The 17,604-nt window shown below is 65.5% G+C and carries 13 protein-coding genes; 6 read left to right on the top strand and 7 right to left on the bottom strand.

Going from position 1 to position 17,604, the window contains the following annotated elements:
- Positions 1-63: 63 nt before the first annotated feature.
- On the top strand, positions 64-1,356 hold the full coding sequence (locus tag ABEA50_RS02090; RefSeq protein ID WP_345493267.1) for a M24 family metallopeptidase: 1,293 nt from the start codon (positions 64-66) through the stop codon (positions 1,354-1,356).
- 1,039 nt (positions 1,357-2,395) lie between these two features.
- On the opposite strand, the gene ABEA50_RS02085 is transcribed toward ABEA50_RS02090, so the two are convergent.
- The gene (locus ABEA50_RS02085) at positions 2,396-3,502 is read right to left on the bottom strand and encodes an epoxide hydrolase family protein (RefSeq protein ID WP_345493266.1); all 1,107 of its coding nucleotides are present in this window, start codon (positions 3,500-3,502) and stop codon (positions 2,396-2,398) included.
- An 87-nt stretch (positions 3,503-3,589) separates the two neighbouring features.
- Between ABEA50_RS02085 and ABEA50_RS02080 the strand changes: the two genes are divergently transcribed.
- A complete protein-coding gene (locus ABEA50_RS02080) occupies positions 3,590-4,234 on the top strand; it encodes a TetR/AcrR family transcriptional regulator (RefSeq protein WP_345493265.1) in 645 nt (214 codons plus the stop codon).
- A gap of 167 nt (positions 4,235-4,401) precedes the next feature.
- Here the strand turns inward: ABEA50_RS02080 and ABEA50_RS02075 are convergent, their stop codons facing one another.
- The gene (locus ABEA50_RS02075; RefSeq protein ID WP_345493264.1) at positions 4,402-5,262 is read right to left on the bottom strand and encodes an alpha/beta fold hydrolase; all 861 of its coding nucleotides are present in this window, start codon (positions 5,260-5,262) and stop codon (positions 4,402-4,404) included.
- Positions 5,263-5,328: 66 nt separating this feature from the next.
- Here ABEA50_RS02075 and ABEA50_RS02070 point away from each other — a divergent pair, with 66 nt between their 5' ends.
- On the top strand, positions 5,329-6,099 hold the full coding sequence (locus ABEA50_RS02070) for an AraC family transcriptional regulator (protein ID WP_345493263.1): 771 nt from the start codon (positions 5,329-5,331) through the stop codon (positions 6,097-6,099).
- Between the two features lie 101 nt (positions 6,100-6,200).
- On the opposite strand, the gene ABEA50_RS02065 is transcribed toward ABEA50_RS02070, so the two are convergent.
- From ABEA50_RS02065 to ABEA50_RS02050, 4 genes are all read right to left on the bottom strand, one after another.
- The gene (locus ABEA50_RS02065; RefSeq protein ID WP_345493262.1) at positions 6,201-7,328 is read right to left on the bottom strand and encodes an NADH:flavin oxidoreductase; all 1,128 of its coding nucleotides are present in this window, start codon (positions 7,326-7,328) and stop codon (positions 6,201-6,203) included.
- Between the two features lie 109 nt (positions 7,329-7,437).
- Entirely contained in the window at positions 7,438-8,223 is a 786-nt protein-coding gene (locus ABEA50_RS02060; protein ID WP_345493261.1) for an amino acid ABC transporter ATP-binding protein, read from the bottom strand.
- Complete coding sequence (locus ABEA50_RS02055) at positions 8,220-9,698, bottom strand: ABC transporter substrate-binding protein/permease (RefSeq protein WP_345493260.1); 1,479 nt, start codon at positions 9,696-9,698, stop codon at positions 8,220-8,222. Before ABEA50_RS02055 ends, ABEA50_RS02060 begins: the two co-directional genes overlap by 4 nt.
- Positions 9,699-9,833: 135 nt before the next feature.
- The gene (locus ABEA50_RS02050; protein ID WP_345493259.1) at positions 9,834-10,898 is read right to left on the bottom strand and encodes a threonine aldolase family protein; all 1,065 of its coding nucleotides are present in this window, start codon (positions 10,896-10,898) and stop codon (positions 9,834-9,836) included.
- 374 nt (positions 10,899-11,272) lie between these two features.
- On the opposite strand from ABEA50_RS02050, the gene ABEA50_RS02045 reads away from it, so the two are divergent.
- From ABEA50_RS02045 to ABEA50_RS02035, 3 genes are all read left to right on the top strand, one after another.
- A complete protein-coding gene (locus ABEA50_RS02045) occupies positions 11,273-12,526 on the top strand; it encodes a cytochrome P450 family protein (protein ID WP_345493258.1) in 1,254 nt (417 codons plus the stop codon).
- Between the two features lie 166 nt (positions 12,527-12,692).
- Positions 12,693-13,880, top strand: coding sequence for an aminoglycoside phosphotransferase family protein (locus ABEA50_RS02040; RefSeq protein WP_345493257.1), 1,188 nt, complete (start codon positions 12,693-12,695; stop codon positions 13,878-13,880).
- 163 nt (positions 13,881-14,043) lie between these two features.
- Complete coding sequence (locus ABEA50_RS02035) at positions 14,044-16,122, top strand: NB-ARC domain-containing protein (RefSeq protein WP_345493256.1); 2,079 nt, start codon at positions 14,044-14,046, stop codon at positions 16,120-16,122.
- A 51-nt stretch (positions 16,123-16,173) separates the two neighbouring features.
- Here the strand turns inward: ABEA50_RS02035 and ABEA50_RS02030 are convergent.
- A partial coding sequence (locus ABEA50_RS02030) for a hypothetical protein (RefSeq protein WP_425577503.1) occupies positions 16,174-17,604 on the bottom strand: 1,431 nt, incomplete at its 5' end.

Below are 17,604 nucleotides of genomic sequence, written 5' to 3'. Positions count from 1 at the left end.
TCGTGCACGTACCCCTTCAGCGTCCACCAACACCCACCTATCGATTCGGAATGGCACGAGAATATGAATGATGCAGAGGTACCGGTCTTTTCGATCGGCGAGCGCGACCGTCGGTGGGGGGTGGCGAAGGACTTCATGGCGCGCGAGGGCCTCGATGCGCTGCTGGTCTTCGGTGAGCACGAAGACGCGGGCCCGGCGCCGGTCGCCCACGACACCTGGTTCACCAACGGACGCGCCGGAACGACGGTGATCTTCCCCCGAACCGGCGACCCCATCTCGCTGCTTCCCGGTCCCATGTTCGTCACCGACCACCTGGAATCCTCCCGCCGGGGCGACGACATGTGGATCCCCGCGCGCGATTTGCGCGGCTCCCGCCATTCCGGCGCGGTCGCCGAGACACTGGAAGAGCTCGGGTTGGGCGAAGCGGTCATCGGCGTCGTCGGCCTGGGGCCGCACATGCCATGGCACCCCGAAGGGATCATCCCGTACGGTCTCTGGAGCAAAATCCTTGCCCGCTTTCCCTCGGCCGACTTCCGGCCAGTCGATCTTGCGTTCGGGCAGCTCATCATGCGCCTGGGCGCGGAAGAGATTGCCGTACTCCGGCACTCGGCCAGCATCGGTGACGCGATGGTGGCGGCCATGGTGGCAACCGCCGCTCCCGGCGTTCCGGAGAGCCAGGTGTACGCGGCGGGGATGGCGCAGGGGTACGGCCACGGGTCACTTCCCCCGGCGATGCACCTGTGGTCGGGGGCTGATGTGGTCGCGGCGGGACCACCGGCGTGGGGTTACCGCCCGCAGGCGCCCCGCGTCCTCGCCGACGGTGACGTCATCTACGCCGAGGTGTTCTCCAACTTCGGCGGGCGGCACACCCAAAACCAGGTGACCATCACCGTCGGCGACGTGCACGAGGACTTCCACCGTGCCGCACAGGTCGCCCGTGCCGCCTACGACGCGGGCCTGCGAGCGTTGCGCCCCGGTCGAACCTTCGGCGAACTCGTCGATGCGATGCACGAGCCGATCGATGCGGCCGACGGTTGGCCGTTCTTGATCGCGGTGCATTCGCTCAACCCCGGGCTGTCGGTGGGCAAGGGCCGAGGGCTCTTCAGTCGCCTCCGCGGCGCCGAGGAATATCCCCGTGTACCCGACCACCCCACCTTTCTTCCCGACATGGAACTGGTGGCTGGCATGAGCTTCGCCTTCGAGCCGAACTACGCCTTCGGGCGTCACCTCGTCCATCTCGGAGGTACGGTGGTCGTCGGCGCGGACGAGCCGCTGGAGCTCAACCCGTACTCGACCCGACTACTGCGTGCGGCGGGAGATGGGCCGTCTGCCCTGAGCGTTCCCCTGCGCCGATAACCGAACCACCGTGCGTCACCGCGACGTCGCGTGTTCGCTGGACAGCACGATGACCGGCGAGTTGACGCCCGCGACGGGCGCTCACGTCGGTGATCAGCGACCGAACCTGTTGCGCGACTTGGACGGTACGGAAAACCCGTACCGTGTCCTCGTCGCCCTCCCCGGCGTATTTCGACCTTCCCGAAGGAAGGAATCAACGAAATGGTGAGCGGCGACAGTGCGGCGCTCACTGCGGCAGGGGCCGCCCGTTAGCCCCGGTGCGGTCGGTAGGACCGTGGCGCGCGGCAGGGGTGCCCGTTATTGGTCTCGACCGGGCGTTCTGGTTGCTCAGAGTCCTTGCGGCCGAGGCTGTTCCGTTGCACTTCGAAGGGGAAAGCCAGTTGCTCGGCGCATTGTTTCGGGCGGTACCTCCCAGTGTTACTCGGGTAACGTGCGGCTCGACGCCGATCGGCGCTGCGGTCCCGATCGGGTTGGTGGAATGTCGTATTCCGTGCTATCTCAGAATGTTTCGTCTCCTGTGACGTATTCGCTTCGTCACCGTTGTCGACACGATCTTGCGGCATAGTGAACCTTTCCTGGTGGATTCAGCACACGAAAACAGCAGACGGCTCGGACAGCGGTTCCGATGAACCGCGGTGTTCCTGCCGTGACATCAAGGTCGAGAAGAACTCAGGATCGTCCTGCACTCTGATTGGACGTGACTGGTCGCCGATCGGTTCCCGTCGAATCCTTCCGTGAGTTGGACGGTGCGCTCCGCAACCGCGTGCGCCGCATTACGGTGACGGCAGGTCGGTCTGCGGCGATGTCGACGGGCAGGAGGGAGCGGGTTCGAAACCCGTCATGCGCACGCCGGGCAGCCAGACGCAGGGGCGTGGGACGGCGACGTCTCATCCCCGCAGGATTCGGTGCCAAACGCTGAAGGGCGCGACAACCGACCGGGCGCCGAACCCCCACGCGAGGGGTAAACCGCGCTCGGAGATTCCGAACGCGGTTGGGGGAGAACAGGTGTCGACGGCCCGGACCGGGCCGTCGACACGGTTTACCTCACCTCGGTGAAGAACGCCCCGATGTCGTCGACCAGGGTGTCGGTCGCCTCGTGCGCGGCGTAGTGTCCGCCCCCGTCGTAGGAGTTCCAGCGCACGATGTTCTTGTGGTCGCGCTCGGCGAAGCGGCGGATCGACTGGAAATCGCCCTGGAACATCGCCAGTGCGATCGGCACGGTCGTCGGTTCTTGCGACTGCTCACCCGCGTGTGCGTCCTCGTAATAGAAGCGGAGGGAAGAACCCGCGGTGCCGGTGAGCCAGTAGAGCGCAACGTTGCCCACCACGAAGTCGGGGTCCAGGCTCGGGTCGAACAGCTGCGCATTCCAGCCGAGCAGGCCGACCGGTGAATCGGCCAGCGCGAAGGCCAGCGTCTGCGGTTGCTGGCTGTGCAGAATATTGAACGACATCTTGTTCTCGTGGAACCACTGGAGGTGTTGCAGGGCGGCCATGTCCTCGTCGGAGAGCCCTTCGAATTCGGTGGGGTCGCCCGAGGGGAACGAGAACAGTTGCGTCACATGGGCTCCGATCAGCTGCTCCGGCGCGATCTTGGCCATCTCGACCGCGACCATCGAGCCCCCGTCGTTGCCGATCGTGCCGTACCGCTGGTAGCCGAGCTGATCCATCAGCGTCACCCAGGCCCGCGCGGTGCGGTAGCGGCTCCAGCCGGTGCTGCGGGTCGGACCGGAGAAACCGAAGCCGGGCAGTGACGGAATGACCAGGTGAAATGCCGGTGCGTCGGCCGATTCCGGCTCGGTGAGCGGGGTGATGACCTCGAGATATTCCAGGATCGACCCCGGCCAGCCGTGCGTGAGGACCACGGGAGTCGCGTCTGCCCGAGGCGACTCGATGTGCAAGAAGTGGATCTCCTCACCGTCGATCTCGGCGGTGAATTGCGGGTAGGAGTTCAACTTCGCCTCGAGGGCACGCCAGTCGAAGCGCTCCAGCCAGTGCTCGGCGAGTTCGCGGACCCGGCCGTTCGGCACGCCGTAGGTGTCGCCGACGCCGGGAAGCTCGTTCGGCCACAGTGCCCGGCGCAACCGGTCGGCCAGATCGTCGAGCTGGGCCTGGGGGACGTCGATCCGGAAGGGCTTGATGGCGGCCATGTCGTTCTCCTTTTTGAAACGGAATGTTTCGTTCTGTTTGAACAGTAGCAGAACGGATCATTCCGTTTCAAGTGCTAGGCTGTCTTCATGCCGAAGAAATCAGAAACACCAGCTCAGAAGCCGTTATCCGGGCGCAAGGCGCAAGCCGCGCGCAACAACGGGATCATCCTGGACGCCGCCCGCGCGGTGTTCCTGGCCGACGCGAGCGCGCCGATCTCGGCCGTCGCCGAGAAAGCCGGGGTGGGGATCAGCGCGCTGTACCGGCGCTACCCGAGTAAGGAAGTCCTCCTGCGCACGCTCTGCCACGATGGGATCCGTCGATATAATGCGGAAGCCGATGCGGCACTGGAGGATTCGGACGGCTGGGACGGTCTCGTCGGATTCCTGGAACGCGTGGTCGACGCCGACGTCCACGCCCTCACCGTGCACCTGGCCGGTACCTTCACCCCCGACGAGTCGATGGTGCCCGATGTCGACCACTCCGGCGTAGTGACCGAGGAGCTCGTTCGCCGCGCCCACGCCACCGGTCGCCTGCGCGAGGAAGCGAACCACCTCGACATCGGCCTGATCCTCGAATCCTGCGCCGCCATCACCTCCCCCGCCCCCACCCGCGCCGCCGAACTCCGCCGCCGCGTCCTGGCCCTCCTGATCGCCGGCCTGACCTCCGACACACCCCTCCCCGGCCCACCCCCACAACCCGGCGAATTCGCCTGGCGCTGGGAACGCCCCTGACCCACCATTACGGTCACCAGGCCATCTCCGCAGCGGCTGATTCCTGAGTTCATCGTCGGCCGCCGCGTCACGATCGGCCTGCGCGGGCACCGATTATCCGTGCGCCCAACGTTGTTCCGGTGTTTCTTTCCTTGATCGAAGTGCCCGGCGCACGGGAGTGGCGCGGTTCAGTCGGCGGGCCGGTCGAGCCAGTCCAATAGTGCCTCGGTGACCTCGTCGGGGCGTTGCTCCATGATGAAGTGGTCGCCGTCGATGCGCACGAGTTGGGCGGTGGGGATGGCGCGGGTGAGTTCGAGTGCTGTCCGGAATCGGATGCCGGGGTCGTGGGTGCCCCAGATCACGGTGGTCGGGCAGGTGATGGCGGGTAAGCCCGCCGCGAGTTCGCGGCGCACCCGCACCTGGTAGCCGGACCAGAAGTGGGCGTACCAGCGGCGGCCCGCACGGGTGCGCAGTACCGAGAGGTAGTGGTCGAGTCGGTCGGCTTCGAAGGTTCCATTGCGGACGTACTTGCGCATACCCAGCCGGTGCACGAGGTGGATCAGCGGCGTGGTGAGCAACGGCCGGGTCACGCGGTGGCGGGCGGCGGTGGTGAAGATTCCGAACAGCTGGTAGTACGGGGCGGCGAGGACGCTGTGCCCGCGGGAATTGAGAATCGCGAAGCGCCGCACGCGATGGGGGTAGCGCTGCACGAATCCCACGCCGAGGAATCCGCCGTAGTCGTGCGCCGCCAAGTCCACCCGATCCAGACCGAGCGCGTCCAGCATGCGCGCGATCCGGTCGACTTCGGTGTCGTAGTCGTGACTCAGTGCGAGGTCGCGGTCCGATGCGCCCCAGCCGAGCAGGTCGGGGGCGATCACCCGCCGGTTCGCCGACAGCGGTCCGAGCTGGTGTTCCCACGCCAGATGGCTTTCCGGCCACCCGTGTAGCAGGACGAGGGGGTCGCCTTCGCCGCGCTCGGCGTAGCGCAGTGTCGCGCCGTCCACCGTGGTTTCCTTCAGGTGCGGGACCGGTGCGGTAGGGGGTGTCATCGCGTCTCCTCGGTGGTGGTGGTCGAAGCGCTCGGCAGCGCGTTCCGCACCGGTATCCTCGCCCGCATGACACGGACGGCACTTCCGCAAACGTGCGCTCTCGACCTCGCGCAGCTGTGGTTACGGCTCGGGCACGCCGTCTACCTGGGGCCGAGTCTCGGGTTGGCGGCGCACTCCACGGCTATCGCGTCGCTCGGTGTCGGGATCGATGCGCCCTTTCGGGTGCGCACCGTGGGCGCGCCGGACATCACCGCGCGTAGTTTCCTGTTCCGACCCAGGGTTGTTCACCATGTGGTGCACAGTGAAGGGCGAATGCTGTTCTGCTTCTTCGACCCGACCTCCACCCGCGTCCAGCGCGCACTCGGCGCGATGACCCGCACAGTGGACGGCTTCGCGATCGCGCACAGTGACGAAGGCGAATTGATCGACCTGTGCTCCGGCCCCGAGATCGACGTCGAACGCCTGCTCGACCTCGCGAGCATGCCGGTTCCCGACATCCGCGACCCCCGCATCGCGGCTATCGCGGCCGCGATCCGCGCGGAACCAGAACTGCCACAACGTGCTTCGGAAAGAGCCGCCGCCGCAGGACTTTCCACCTCCTATTTCCTGCGCACCTTCGCCGCGCAAACCGGCACCAGTTTCCGCCGCTACGTGCAGTGGGCCCGAATGCTGCGGGTAGCAAAAGAATTCGCCGCGGGCCACGATCTCACCCGAGCCGCCGTCGACTCGGGCTTCGCCTCACCCTCCCATTTCAGCGACACCTTCCGCAGCATGTTCGGCCTCACCCCCTCCGCCTTCACCACGGTGGGCAGCGACCTTCACATCATGGACCGCTGACCGGGACGTCGTGCACTGTCTCCAGCACCGGCGTTCGGTGATGACGACCTTCGACACTGGGATACCGCCGACAGCGGGTCGCTGGATTAATCTGTGCTGGTTTACACCAGGTTCTGCGTGTGCTCCTGGCGGAAGGGGATGTGGTCGGTGCTGCGGCCCTCGTGGAGTTTTTGAACCCATTCCGGGTCGGCCAGTAGGGCGCGGCCTACTGCGACTACGTCGAATTCGCCGTTGGCGTGTTGTTTCAGGAGGCGGTCGATGCCTGCGACGCCGGAGTCGCCTCGGCCCGCGCCGGGGGTGAATTCCTTGTCGAGGCCGACGGAGCCGACGGTGATGGCAGGCAGACCGGAGACCTTCTTGGTCCAGCCCGCGAGGCCCAATTCGCCGTCGGTGCCGGACAATTCGGGGAAGGCCGGTTGCCAGTGCCTGCGGGTGGAGGGGTGTAATACGTCGACGCCTGCTTCGACCAGCGGGGTGAGGATGCGGGTGAGTTCGTTGGGGGTCGAGGCGATGCGCGCTTGGTAGTCGCTGGCCTTCCACTGCGAATAGCGATACACGATCGCGAAGTCGGGGCCGACGGCCTCGCGGATGGCCGCGACGACCTCGGCGGGGAAACGCACGCGAGCCTCGAGTGAGCCGCCGTAGCCGTCGGTGCGCAGATTGGTGCGCTCCCAGAAGAATTGGTCGAGCAGGTAGCCGTGCGCGCCGTGCAACTCGATGCCATCGAAGCCGGTGGCCTTCGCGTTCACGGCGGCGCTGACCCACGAGTCACGCAAAGCTTCGAGATCGGGGGCGCTCAGTGCGCGGCCGGATTCGGTGCCGTCGAGGGCCAGCCCGGATGGGCTGACGGAGGCGACGTCCGGATTGAGTGTCGGCTTGTCACCGCGGCCGACACCGAGGTGCCACAGCTGCGGAATGATCTGACCGCCCGCGCCGTGCACGGCCTCGACTACGGCCTTCCATCCGCTGAGGCTCGCGTCGCCGTAGTGGCGCGGCACCGAGGTGTCGGGCCCGGCAGCGGGGTCGGGGATGTAGGTGCCTTCGGTGATGATCAGTCCGACACCGCCGGCCGCGCGGCGACGGTAATACTCGGCGACGTCCGCACCGGGGATGCCCTCGGGCGAGAACATTCGGGTCATCGGCGCCATGGCGAATCGATTGCGCAGGTGTAGCGATTTCACGTCGAACGGTTCGAAGAGTCCGTCCACGGGCAGCGAAGTATCGGTCACGAGCGGGTAGAACACCGGCCCAGCCGATCACTATTCCGTCGTGTGACTTTCCCGACCGGCCCGCCCCGCCACGCATCGGCACCCGAGGCCGACCGCGCGAAACTCCTGATCAACCCGGAGAAAGGATCCGTTCGAGGAATCGGCGCGTCCGTTGCTGTTTCGGCGCGCCGATCACCTCGGCGCTGCTGCCGCGCTCGACGATGACGCCTTCGTCCAGGAAAAGCACTTGATCGGCGACCTGCTCGGCGAAGCGGATCTCGTGGGTGACGATCACCATCGTCCACCCCTGCGCGGCGAGGTCGGTGATCACCGCGAGTACTTCGCCAACGAGTTCGGGGTCCAGCGCCGAGGTCGGTTCGTCGAACAACACCACCCTCGGTTTCAGCGCGAGTGCACGCGCGATGCCGACACGCTGCTGCTGACCGCCGGAGAGCTGAAACGGGTACGCGTCGGCGCGCTCGCCGAGACCGACCTGGTCGAGCAGGGTTTTCGCGTCGGCGATCGCTTCCTCGCGTGGGCGTTGTTGCGCGATCACCGGCCCTTCGATGATGTTTTCCAGCACGGTGCGGTGTGGAAACAGATTGTGCGACTGAAACACCATCCCGCTCTGTGCCCGCAGCCGCGCCGCCTGTTTGCGTCCGGCCTTGTTCGGCGGCAGGTCGGCGAAATCGATCTCGACGTCGTCGATGCCGATCACCCCGCGGTCGGGGATTTCCAGGGCATTGAGTGAGCGCAGCACCGTGGTCTTACCCGATCCGGAGGGGCCGAGTAGCACGGTGGAGGTGCCGCGCTGGGACTCGAAGTCGATTCCGCGCAGAACCTGCTGGTCGCCGAACGATATCGCCAGGTCGCGTACGCGGATGCGGGTGGGTTCGGCGTCGTGTGCTTCGGTCATTTGGCCACATACCTGTCGAGTCGGGTCTCGAGTCTCTTCTGCACGGCCGACAAGGCGGCGCAGATCACCCAGTAATACAACCCGGCGAAGGCGTACAGGGCGAGGAATTCATTGCTTTCGGCGGCCGCGAGCTGCGCTTCGCGGAACAGTTCGGTGAGCAGGACCACCGAACCGAGGGAGGTGTCTTTGAGCAGCGACAGCAGCGTGTTCGACAACGGCGGCACCGCGGTGCGCGTGGCCTGCGGCAGGATGATTCGCCGCAGGGTCTGCGTGTAGTTGAGCCCGACCGTCGCCGCGGCCTCGGACTGCCCCTTCGGGACGGCCAGGATCGCCGAGCGCACGACCTCCGCCGCGTACCCCGCCACATTGAGGCTGAACGCGATCACCGCGGCGGTGAACGGCGCGAATTTCAGCCCGATCTGCGGGAGCCCATAGAAGACGATGAACAACTGCAACAGCAGGGGTGTGCCGCGAATGATCGAGATGAACGCGCGCGACAGGCCCGAAAGCACCCGGTAGGAGGAGATTCTGGCGAGGGCGACGACGAGTGCGAGTGCGAGTCCGATCGCGAAGCTCAGCGCGGTGAGCGGGATGGTCACCTTCACCAAGCCGACGAACATCGGCCATGCCGTTTCACGCAGCACGGTCAGGGTGTCGCGGTGACCACGCCCGCCCGACAGGTCCGCCTCGCCGCCTTCGGCCACCGACACGTCGGCTTTGAAGTACTTCTGCGAGATCTCGGTGAGGGTTCCGTCGGCGCGCAGTTCCGCGATCGCCTTGTTCGCCTGGTCGAGTCGTGCTCGGTCGTCCTTACGGAAGGTGAGTGCCTGTTCGCTTGTTTCGGCACCGGCCTCCCCGGCGATTTCGACGGCGTCGGACCCCGTGGTGTTCAGGTAGTCGAGGACGGCGATGTTGTCGTTGACGATGGCGTCGACCCTGCCCTGCGCCAGCAGCGCCGCTGCCTGCGTGAACCCTTCTACGGCTTCGACTTTCGCCCCGGCGTCCCTGGCGATCTTGCCCCAGTTGCTGGTGCTGGACTGTGCGGTGGTCTTGCCTTTGAGGTCGGCGAGGGTCTTGATGCTGTCGTCGCCGGTGCGGCGGACGATCACGCCGCGGGAATAGGTGTAGGGGTCGGACAGGCCGTATTTGGCGGTGCGTTCCTCGTTGACGGAGACCTGGTTGGCGATGACGTCGACGCGGCCGGCGTCCAAGGCGGGAAAGACCGCGTCCCAGGTGGTTTCGACGAAGTCGAGCTGCCAGCCCGTCTTGGCGGCGATCGCTTCGATCACCTCGACGTCGTAGCCGGTGAGGCTTTGCGTTTTCGGGTCGTGGAAGGAGAACGGCGGATACGTGCCTTCGGTGCCGACCTGGACGACCGGCGGTGTGGCATCTTGCGCGGTCGCCGCGCCCGCCTGGGCGAGGATGGCGATCAACGACACCAACAACAGCATCAGGCCGCTGAGCACACGTCGCATGAGCGACCCTTTCGGTATGGCCGGTTCTTCGCAAACCCGGTGTTCTGGAAGGACAATAGTGCGAGCGGTCGTTCGCCGTGCGTTCTCAGGTGCGCTGCGCCCTCAACAAGATGTGAAGACCCGCCTGCCTCGGGTTCAGTGTCGGCGCATCTCCTCGGCGATCGCTGCGGCGAATCCGTCCACATCCTCGGGAGTGGTGTCGAATGCGCACATCCATCGGACCTCGCCGGTGCGTTGGTTCCAGACGTGGAACGGGTAGCGCTGCCGCAGGCGTTCGGTGACGTCGGGCGCGATCACCGCGAACACCACGTTGGCCTGCACGGGTCGAAGGATTCGTACGCCGTCGGTCTCGCGGACGGCGTCGGCGAGTCGGGTGGCCATGGCATTGGCGTGGGTGGCGTTGCGTAACCAGAGGTCTCCGGCGAGCAGCGCTTCGAATTGCACCGAGAGAAACCGCATCTTCGAGGCCAGCTGCATCGACATCATCCGCAGATAGGCGATGTCGGTGACTTTTTCGGGCGCGAGCACCAGCACCGCCTCACCGAACAGTAGGCCGTTCTTGGTGCCGCCGAACGACACCACGTCCACGCCGACGTCGCTGGTGAATTCGCGCATCGACACCCCGAGAGTGGCTGCGGCATTGGCCAGCCGGGCCCCATCGATGTGGGTGAGCATGCCGAGTTCGTGGGCGTGCGCGCAGATCGCGCGGATTTCCTCCGGTGTATAGCAGGTGCCGAGTTCGGTGGTCTGCGCGAACGACACCGCCGTGGGCTGGGCCCTGTGCTCGTTGCCCCATCCCCACGCTTGGCGGTCGATCAGTTCGGGGGTGAGTTTGCCGTCGGTGGTGGGGACGGCGTAGGTCTTGATTCCCGCCATCTTCTCGGGCGCACCACATTCGTCGGCGTGCACGTGCGCGGTGTCGGCGAGAATCACCGCACCCCATCTCGGCAGCAAGGCTTGCAGAGCAACGGTATTCGCGCCGGTTCCGCCGAATACCGGGTACGCGACGGCCTTTTCGCCGAAGTGTCGGCCGAAGATCTGCTGGAGGTGGACGGTGTATTCGTCTGCCCCGTAGGCGGGTTGGTGGCCGCCGTTGGCCACGGCGAGTGCGGCCAGGATCTCGGGATGTACCCCGGCGGTGTTGTCGCTGGCGAATCCGCGCGCGGCGGGGTCGTGTTTGCGTACCGCGTCGGTGGTCATGCCGCCGCACCGTGTGGTCGGGGAGGTGCTGGGGGGTGCGATCGGGAGATATCGTGCATTTGCTACCGCCGCTCGTGATCCGTCTGGGTGCGCTTGGTCCGCCTCGACGATATGCGGTGGATGCGCGCTGTTTCGGAGTGGGTTTGTCGGCGCCGATTTCGATAGCTGTCGGCGATGATTCAGGTTTGGTGGCTATCGGGTCCTGACGCCGGGCTAAAGCTGCTACATTCTCCTCCACTGTCGTCGAAATCAGCTGCCGGGCAGCGGCAGTGCGGTCGGCAGCGCCACCCCCCATCCGACGCTCATGAGGCGAGGTTGTCGCCTCGTCCCGGCCGCCGTCGATCCTTCCTGTTCCCTCGACTGGAGTTCCGTCTTTGACCTCGCCACAGCATGCCGCCACCGTTGCCCCCGTCTCGTATGGTTCGCCGGTCGACACCGGCGGTCCGAGGGTCGCGCTGTATTCCGAGGAATTCGCCGCGGATCCGCACCGCGCCTATCGCGAAATGCGCCGCGAATTCGGGTCTTTGGTGCCGGTCGAACTGGCGCCAGGTGTTCCGGCGACGTTGGTGGTCGGGTACCACACGGCGCTGCGCATTCTGAACGATCCTGATCATTTCGCGCCGGATTCGCGTGTGTGGCAACAGGATATTCCGAAGGATTGTCCGATCCTGCCGATGCTCGAATGGCGCCCGGCCGCGATCCGTTCGACGGGCCAGGCGCACACCAGGTATCGGCAGGCGGTGGTCGCCGGTCTCGACGGGGTCGACCTGTTCGCGCTGCACGGCACGGTGGAGCAGATCGCGATTCCGCTGATCAACAGCTTCTGCGCGTCCGGCACGGCCGACCTGATCAGCCAGTACGCGTTTCCGCTCACCTTCACGGTGATCAACGCGATGCTCGGTTGTCCGCAGGATATCGGGCAGCGCGCGGCGGCGGGGATGGCGGCGATGTTCGACGGCGTCGACGCCGATGCGGGCAATCGGATGTTGTGGCAGGCGATGGCGGATCTGGTGGCGCTCAAGCGTTCCGAGCCGGGCCACGACGTGGTGACTCGTCTACTGGGGCATGCGTCGAACTTGGACGAGGAGGAGTTGATCCAGCAGGTTCTGCTGTTCTACGGCGCGGGTATCGAGCCGACGCAGAATCTGATCGTCAACACCTTGCGGGTGATGCTCACCGATGATCGGTTCGGCAGTGGCATTCTCGGTGGGAGCCTTTCGACGCGGGACGCGCTGGAGGAGGTGTTGTTCACCGATCCGCCGATGGCGAATTATTCGGTGACCTTCCCGAGGCAGCCGATTCTCATCGAGGGCGCGTGGTTGCCCGCGCATCAACCCGTGGTGATCAGTATTACCGGGTGCAACAACGATCCGGCGATCAGTGTCGGCGAATACACCGACAACCGTTCGCATCTCGCGTGGAGCGTCGGCCCGCATGCGTGTCCGGCGAAGTCGCCCGCGTACCTGATCGCTCAGGACGCCATCGACCAGTTGCTCGACGCCTTGCCCGAGATCGGTCTCGACGGGTCGGCCGAGGAGTTGCTCTGGCGGCCGGGGCCGTTCAACCGTAGTCTCGCCGCGCTGCCGGTATCGTTTCCGCCCTCCGCGCCGATCAACTTACCGCTGTAACGAACATTCAACCAGGGCAACATTTTTCAGCCTCGGATTGCGGTAACCTTCGACTCGCTCGATCATGCGCGACCGTCGCCATGGGTGGGAGTACTCGGCGCGGCGATGGCCGTAGCCTGCATTCTCGATGTTCGAGCGGGAGAGGCGAAGGTGATCGGCTGTGTCGATGCGCGAGAAGAGGCGGGCGGCGGCGCTCACGGCGCGAATCGCGGGACATTATCTGCGTGATCGGGTCGGTGGTGCGGCGCGGGCCGAGGTCGGCGCGGTGCCCGCGGCACCGAACGCGTTGACGCCGGAATGGCTGACCGCCGCCTTGTGCGCGGAACACGCGGGCGCCAGGGTGGAGTCGCTGCGGCTCACCGGTGGCAGTGACGGCACTTCGTCGCGGCGCGGTCTCGTGGTGGAGTACAACGAGGCGGGGACGGCGGCCGGATTGCCGACCGAGCTGTTCACCAAATCGACTACGGCACTGACGATGCGGATCGTCTGTGGCCTGTGTCATCTGTTGGAGAACGAGTCGGGTTTCTACAGCAGGATCCGACCCGAGTTGGCGATGGAAGCGCCGATCGGCTATCACACGGTCTTCGATCCTCGGTCGTTCCGTTCGATGTTCGTATTGGAGAACGTCGCGCAGACCAAGGGTGCCACCTTCGGTAATCCGCTCACCAGGGTGCTCGACAAGGCGATGGCCGAGGACATGGTGAGCCAACTCGCGCTCTTCCACGGTGCGTTCTGGGACAGTCCACGGTTGACCGGCGAATTCGACTGGCTGCTCACCGGTTTGGATTGGCACACCACGATGAACAACATGATCAATACGGGCAAGATGTTTCGCAACGGCGTCACGCTCGGCGAAGAGGTCATTCCGCCGGAGTTGTTCGCGCGGCGGGACGAATTGTGGCCCGGCCTCTTTCGTTCGATGGAGCTGCACGCGCGCACACCCAGCACCCTGGTGCACGCGGACGTGCACGCGGGCAACTGGTATGTCACCGGCGACGGCCGTATGGGCCTCTACGACTGGCAGTGCACCCTGCGCGGCAACTGGGCACTCGATTTCGCGTACTCGATCATGTCGGGTCTGACCATCGAGGACCGGCGGGCGTGGGAGCGTGAACTGCTCGAGCTGTATTTGGACCGGTTGCAGGCCGCGGGCGGCGACGCACCGGATTTCAACGCGGCATGGTTGCAGTACCGCCAGCAGACTTTTCACGGCGTGTTCTCCTGGATCGGCACGCTCGGGCAGGGCCGGATGCAGCCGGAAATGCAGCCCCGCGACATCAGCCTCGCCAACGTCGAACGCATCATGCAGGCGGTCGCCGACCTGGAGTCGTTGGACGCGTTGAACGAGGAATGACCCCGGCCCGCGACACACCCGGTGGTGTCGCGGGGTTTCCGACCTGCGCTCAGATGTCCGAAAGTCACGACTTGAAACGGCGCGAAACCGATCTTGCTTGGCCCGAACCCTACTGTGTAGCGCTAGGATTGACTGGGCCGATCCTAACGCAGGGGGGTGCTGCATGAGTGAGACACCGACGGCTGTATGCCTGGTGCCGTCGCGACCTCGGATTCTCGTCGACCGGGACGACGAGCGGAACTCGATCATCGGGCGGATCGGTGCGCAATGGGCTGCCCGAACCGCGGGGGTTTTCGTGCTCACGGGGATGCCCGGCGTCGGCAAGACGTCGTTGGCCCTGTGGTGCGCGCACGAATTATTGTCCGGGGCTGGCGAACCCGCCGCACCGACGGAGGTTGTCGGGGCGGGCGCCCGGTTCGATGTCGTCTTGCATGTGAGTATGGGCGCTTCAGCCCGTGCGTTGTCGGTTGAGGACGCGATGACGATCTTCCTACCCGCGCTGGGTGTGTCATCGTTGCCGACGACCACAGACGGTATGGTCGCGGCCTATCGTGCCGCGCTGGCCGACCGCTCGTCGCTGATCCTGCTCGATGACGTGGCCTCAGCGGAGCAGCTCAACGCGTTGTTGCCGGGCGCTGCCCGCAGTGTGGTGATCGCGACAAGTCGTCGGTACTCGGAAGGATTCGAACATCTGGGATTCGACGTCTTTCCGGTGGGCGTATTCACTCCCGACCACGCGAAGGAGTTGTTGAGTCGCGGCATGGATCCCGTCCGTGCCGCCGCCGAGGATCGGCCACTGGGTGAGGTCGCCGAGTTGTGTGGGTGGCTGCCCTTGGCGCTCGGAATCGCGAGGGCGCATCTGTTGACCAGACATCGAGGTGTCGCCGGGTATGTCGATCGGCTACGTGCGGCGAAGTCGCGGCTCGCGGAGTTCCGTATCGAGAACCAGCGGCTGGTGGAAAATGTTTACGAGGTTGCCTACCAGGAGCTTTCCGACGATCAGCGCATGCTGTATCGACTGCTCGGCCTGCACGCCGGCAGGCAGTTCGATGCCGCGGTCGCGGCCGCTCTGCTCGGGCCGGACTACGCGGGCGAGTTGGACGACGATCTGTACGCATTGAAGTCGGCGTGCCTATTGACCGATATCGATGACGGTCGTTTCGAGCTCCATTCGCTAGTTCACTTGCACGCCAGGGGTTTGGCCACGGCGACGCTGCATCCTGCGGATTGCCGCGCCGCACTGCGACGGATGGTTCGGTGGTACTTGGAATTCGCGGTGGCGCGTGAGCAAGTGCTCAGCGGCCGTATCCGATTCGGCGAACTCTTCGATGGCCGGATTCCGTTGGCGTACACGGGACCCGAGGCCTATCAACGGGCGATCGCTGATCTCGAATTGGAGCGCGCGAACCTGCGTCGGGCATTGAGCACCGCCGCTGACGAGGGCTTCCACGAGCTTGCCTGGCAGCTGTGTGAAGCGTTGTTCACCTTCTATTTTCAGCGAGACCTCTACGCCGACGCTATCGCCGCCTACCGCGTCGGATCGGCGTCGGCGCAGTGGATCACTGCTGATACCGGTGACGCGCGTCCGCAGCTGCGGATGTGTATCGAACTGGGTACGGCGTATTTCGCGGTGCGTGAGCATGATGCGGCGATGCGCGAGTTCCGGAACGCCGAAGAACTGGCGACCGGACTGCGTGACGAGGTGTCGGTGGCGAGTCTGGCCAAGACTTTCGCATGGCAGGCCTTCGTTCATCAGCGACATGACGAGTACTCGGCAGCGGTCCGCGCGATTGCGAAGTCACGGGCGCTGGTGGACGATCCGGCATTCCCCGCGCGCATCCGTGAGCGGGAGCATCGGATGCTCGATATGAACAGTGGGCCGATGCTGGCCGCGATCGGACGCCACGACGAGGCGATTGCTCTCGGCCGTAGCGCGGTGGAGTATTTTCGTCCGGACGCGGAGCGCCACAACTACGCGAAATCGGTGGCCAACCTCGGGGGTACGCTCGCGCGTCTCGGCGGGTCGCACGACGACGAAGCGGTCGAACTGCTGTCCGAGGCTGTCGAGTTGGAGCAGGCGCTGGGTCTGGATACGTGGTTGGCCGATAGCTGCGAGGCGCTGGGTGCGGTGCTGCTACGGCTCGGCCGAGGCGCAGAAGGACGAGAGCTCAAAGCCAGGGCCGCAGCACTTTTCGGTGAGTTGGGCGGGCGTGGCTCGTCGGCATTGGGCACCGGCGCCTAGTTCGGTGATCATCAGAGAGACTGACCAGCAGTGTATTTCGAGCCTATGGCATCAGCCACTATGAAAACCCTTGAGGAACAACGAAGTATGAGCTGATCCGAGCTGAACAGCTACTTCTCCCTGGGCCGTTTGGCCTTTGATCAGTCTGCTGTAAACGACGATGGCCGCGATCCCCGCGTCGGCGGTCGAAATGGTGATCGTTATTTGCGTTCGTGTGCGAACAAGGCACGTTTCGCCGATATTCGTGGCGACCACCTGCGCCGAGGGGAATCTACGCAGCGTCTCGTCCAGCAGCTCGCGTGCGTCCTGGCCGACGGCGGGTTCGTCGGTGATCACCACGGGAGCCAGTTCGGTCAGCGCGTGCCACGGATGGTTCTCGTGTGCCACCAGGAAGGCATCATCCAGGTACGTGGCCTCCGAGCGGTCTACGTCTACACCAGCGGGGTAGCGGTCGATCGCCACTGCGTCACGGCTGAGCGGGGTACACACCGCGTAGTCAGTGTGTGCCGCGCACTCGCGGGTGTGCGTGCGCTGCCCGGCGCCGAGAAAATGTGGCGGTATCACCGGCGTGACAGGTGGAGTGCCGGGAACGCTCAGGCCGAGGTGGGAGTAGCACTCGGCCCGCAGACGTAGGATCGCTTCGCCAGGGTGTGAACTCATCAGCGCCCGCAACTCGTCGAAGGTTCCGTGCTCGTATTCGGCGATGGTACGGTGTATTTGCGTAGCCAGCGACTCGAATCGATGGAGCCTCGGTGCGGTTGCGCCGAGTATCGCCCCGACCGATCCCCGTGCCACGTCCGTATCCGGGAATGCGGCGAGTAGCACCGGTAAGTCCAGGGCGGCGCCATAACAAGTGGTGGCACCGTGGTCGCCGATGACGAGATCGGAAGCGATGAGTGTTGCCTGCCATCCTTCGGCCGGGCCGGTCAGCAGTAATCCGGCCCTGAGTGCGTCGGCGTGCCAGGTGCCCACCTGCCATTCGCCGTGGCCGTGCGAGGTGTTCGGGTGGATCAATCCGGCGACTCGGTATCGGTCGCGTGGTAGGCAGGCGAGCGTTTCACGAAACAGGCTGGGCCAGCTACCGAACAGAGAGCGATGCGACCAGGTGGTGCAGAGGGTCACGAGAATCTGGCCGGGGGCTACGCCGAGTTCCTGCCGGTATCGCATGCGCAGATGTCTGCTGAGCAGCATGCGGTCGTAGGCGGGGTCACCCGCTACTACACCGATGTGTGCGGCCGCGGGAGCGATGTAGGCCAGACGAGTGCGCTCGTTCTCGTGGCCGAGGATCAGTGTGTCGGCGACTGGAGCCCCGTTGTAAAGCAACCATTCCGGCGCGAGACCGAATACGCTCCGGTCTCCGGTCTCCGGTCTCCGGTCTCCGGTCTCCGGTCTCCGGTCTCCGGTCTCCGGTCTCCGGTCTCCGGTCTCCGGTCTCCGGTCTCCGGTCTCCGGTCTCCGGTCTCCGGTCTCCGGTCTCCGGTC

The sequence above is a fragment of the Nocardia callitridis genome (assembly GCF_039543305.1).
Lineage (GTDB): Bacteria > Actinomycetota > Actinomycetes > Mycobacteriales > Mycobacteriaceae > Nocardia > Nocardia callitridis.
Note: the sequence above shows the minus strand (reverse complement) of the source record. Positions and strands in the feature narration are given on the sequence as shown.

What these genes read in the sequence shown, in the direction of transcription:
- ABEA50_RS02090 (WP_345493267.1), top strand. Translation starts at nt 64, where the DNA reads ATGAATGATGCAGAGGTACCGGTCTTTTCGATCGGCGAGCGCGACCGT.
- ABEA50_RS02085 (WP_345493266.1), bottom strand. Translation starts at nt 3,502, where the DNA reads ATGGCCGCCATCAAGCCCTTCCGGATCGACGTCCCCCAGGCCCAGCTC.
- ABEA50_RS02080 (WP_345493265.1), top strand. Translation starts at nt 3,590, where the DNA reads ATGCCGAAGAAATCAGAAACACCAGCTCAGAAGCCGTTATCCGGGCGC.
- ABEA50_RS02075 (WP_345493264.1), bottom strand. Translation starts at nt 5,262, where the DNA reads ATGACACCCCCTACCGCACCGGTCCCGCACCTGAAGGAAACCACGGTG.
- ABEA50_RS02070 (WP_345493263.1), top strand. Translation starts at nt 5,329, where the DNA reads ATGACACGGACGGCACTTCCGCAAACGTGCGCTCTCGACCTCGCGCAG.
- ABEA50_RS02060 (WP_345493261.1), bottom strand. Translation starts at nt 8,223, where the DNA reads ATGACCGAAGCACACGACGCCGAACCCACCCGCATCCGCGTACGCGAC.
- ABEA50_RS02055 (WP_345493260.1), bottom strand. Translation starts at nt 9,698, where the DNA reads ATGCGACGTGTGCTCAGCGGCCTGATGCTGTTGTTGGTGTCGTTGATC.
- ABEA50_RS02050 (WP_345493259.1), bottom strand. Translation starts at nt 10,898, where the DNA reads ATGACCACCGACGCGGTACGCAAACACGACCCCGCCGCGCGCGGATTC.
- ABEA50_RS02040 (WP_345493257.1), top strand. Translation starts at nt 12,693, where the DNA reads ATGCGCGAGAAGAGGCGGGCGGCGGCGCTCACGGCGCGAATCGCGGGA.
- ABEA50_RS02035 (WP_345493256.1), top strand. Translation starts at nt 14,044, where the DNA reads ATGAGTGAGACACCGACGGCTGTATGCCTGGTGCCGTCGCGACCTCGG.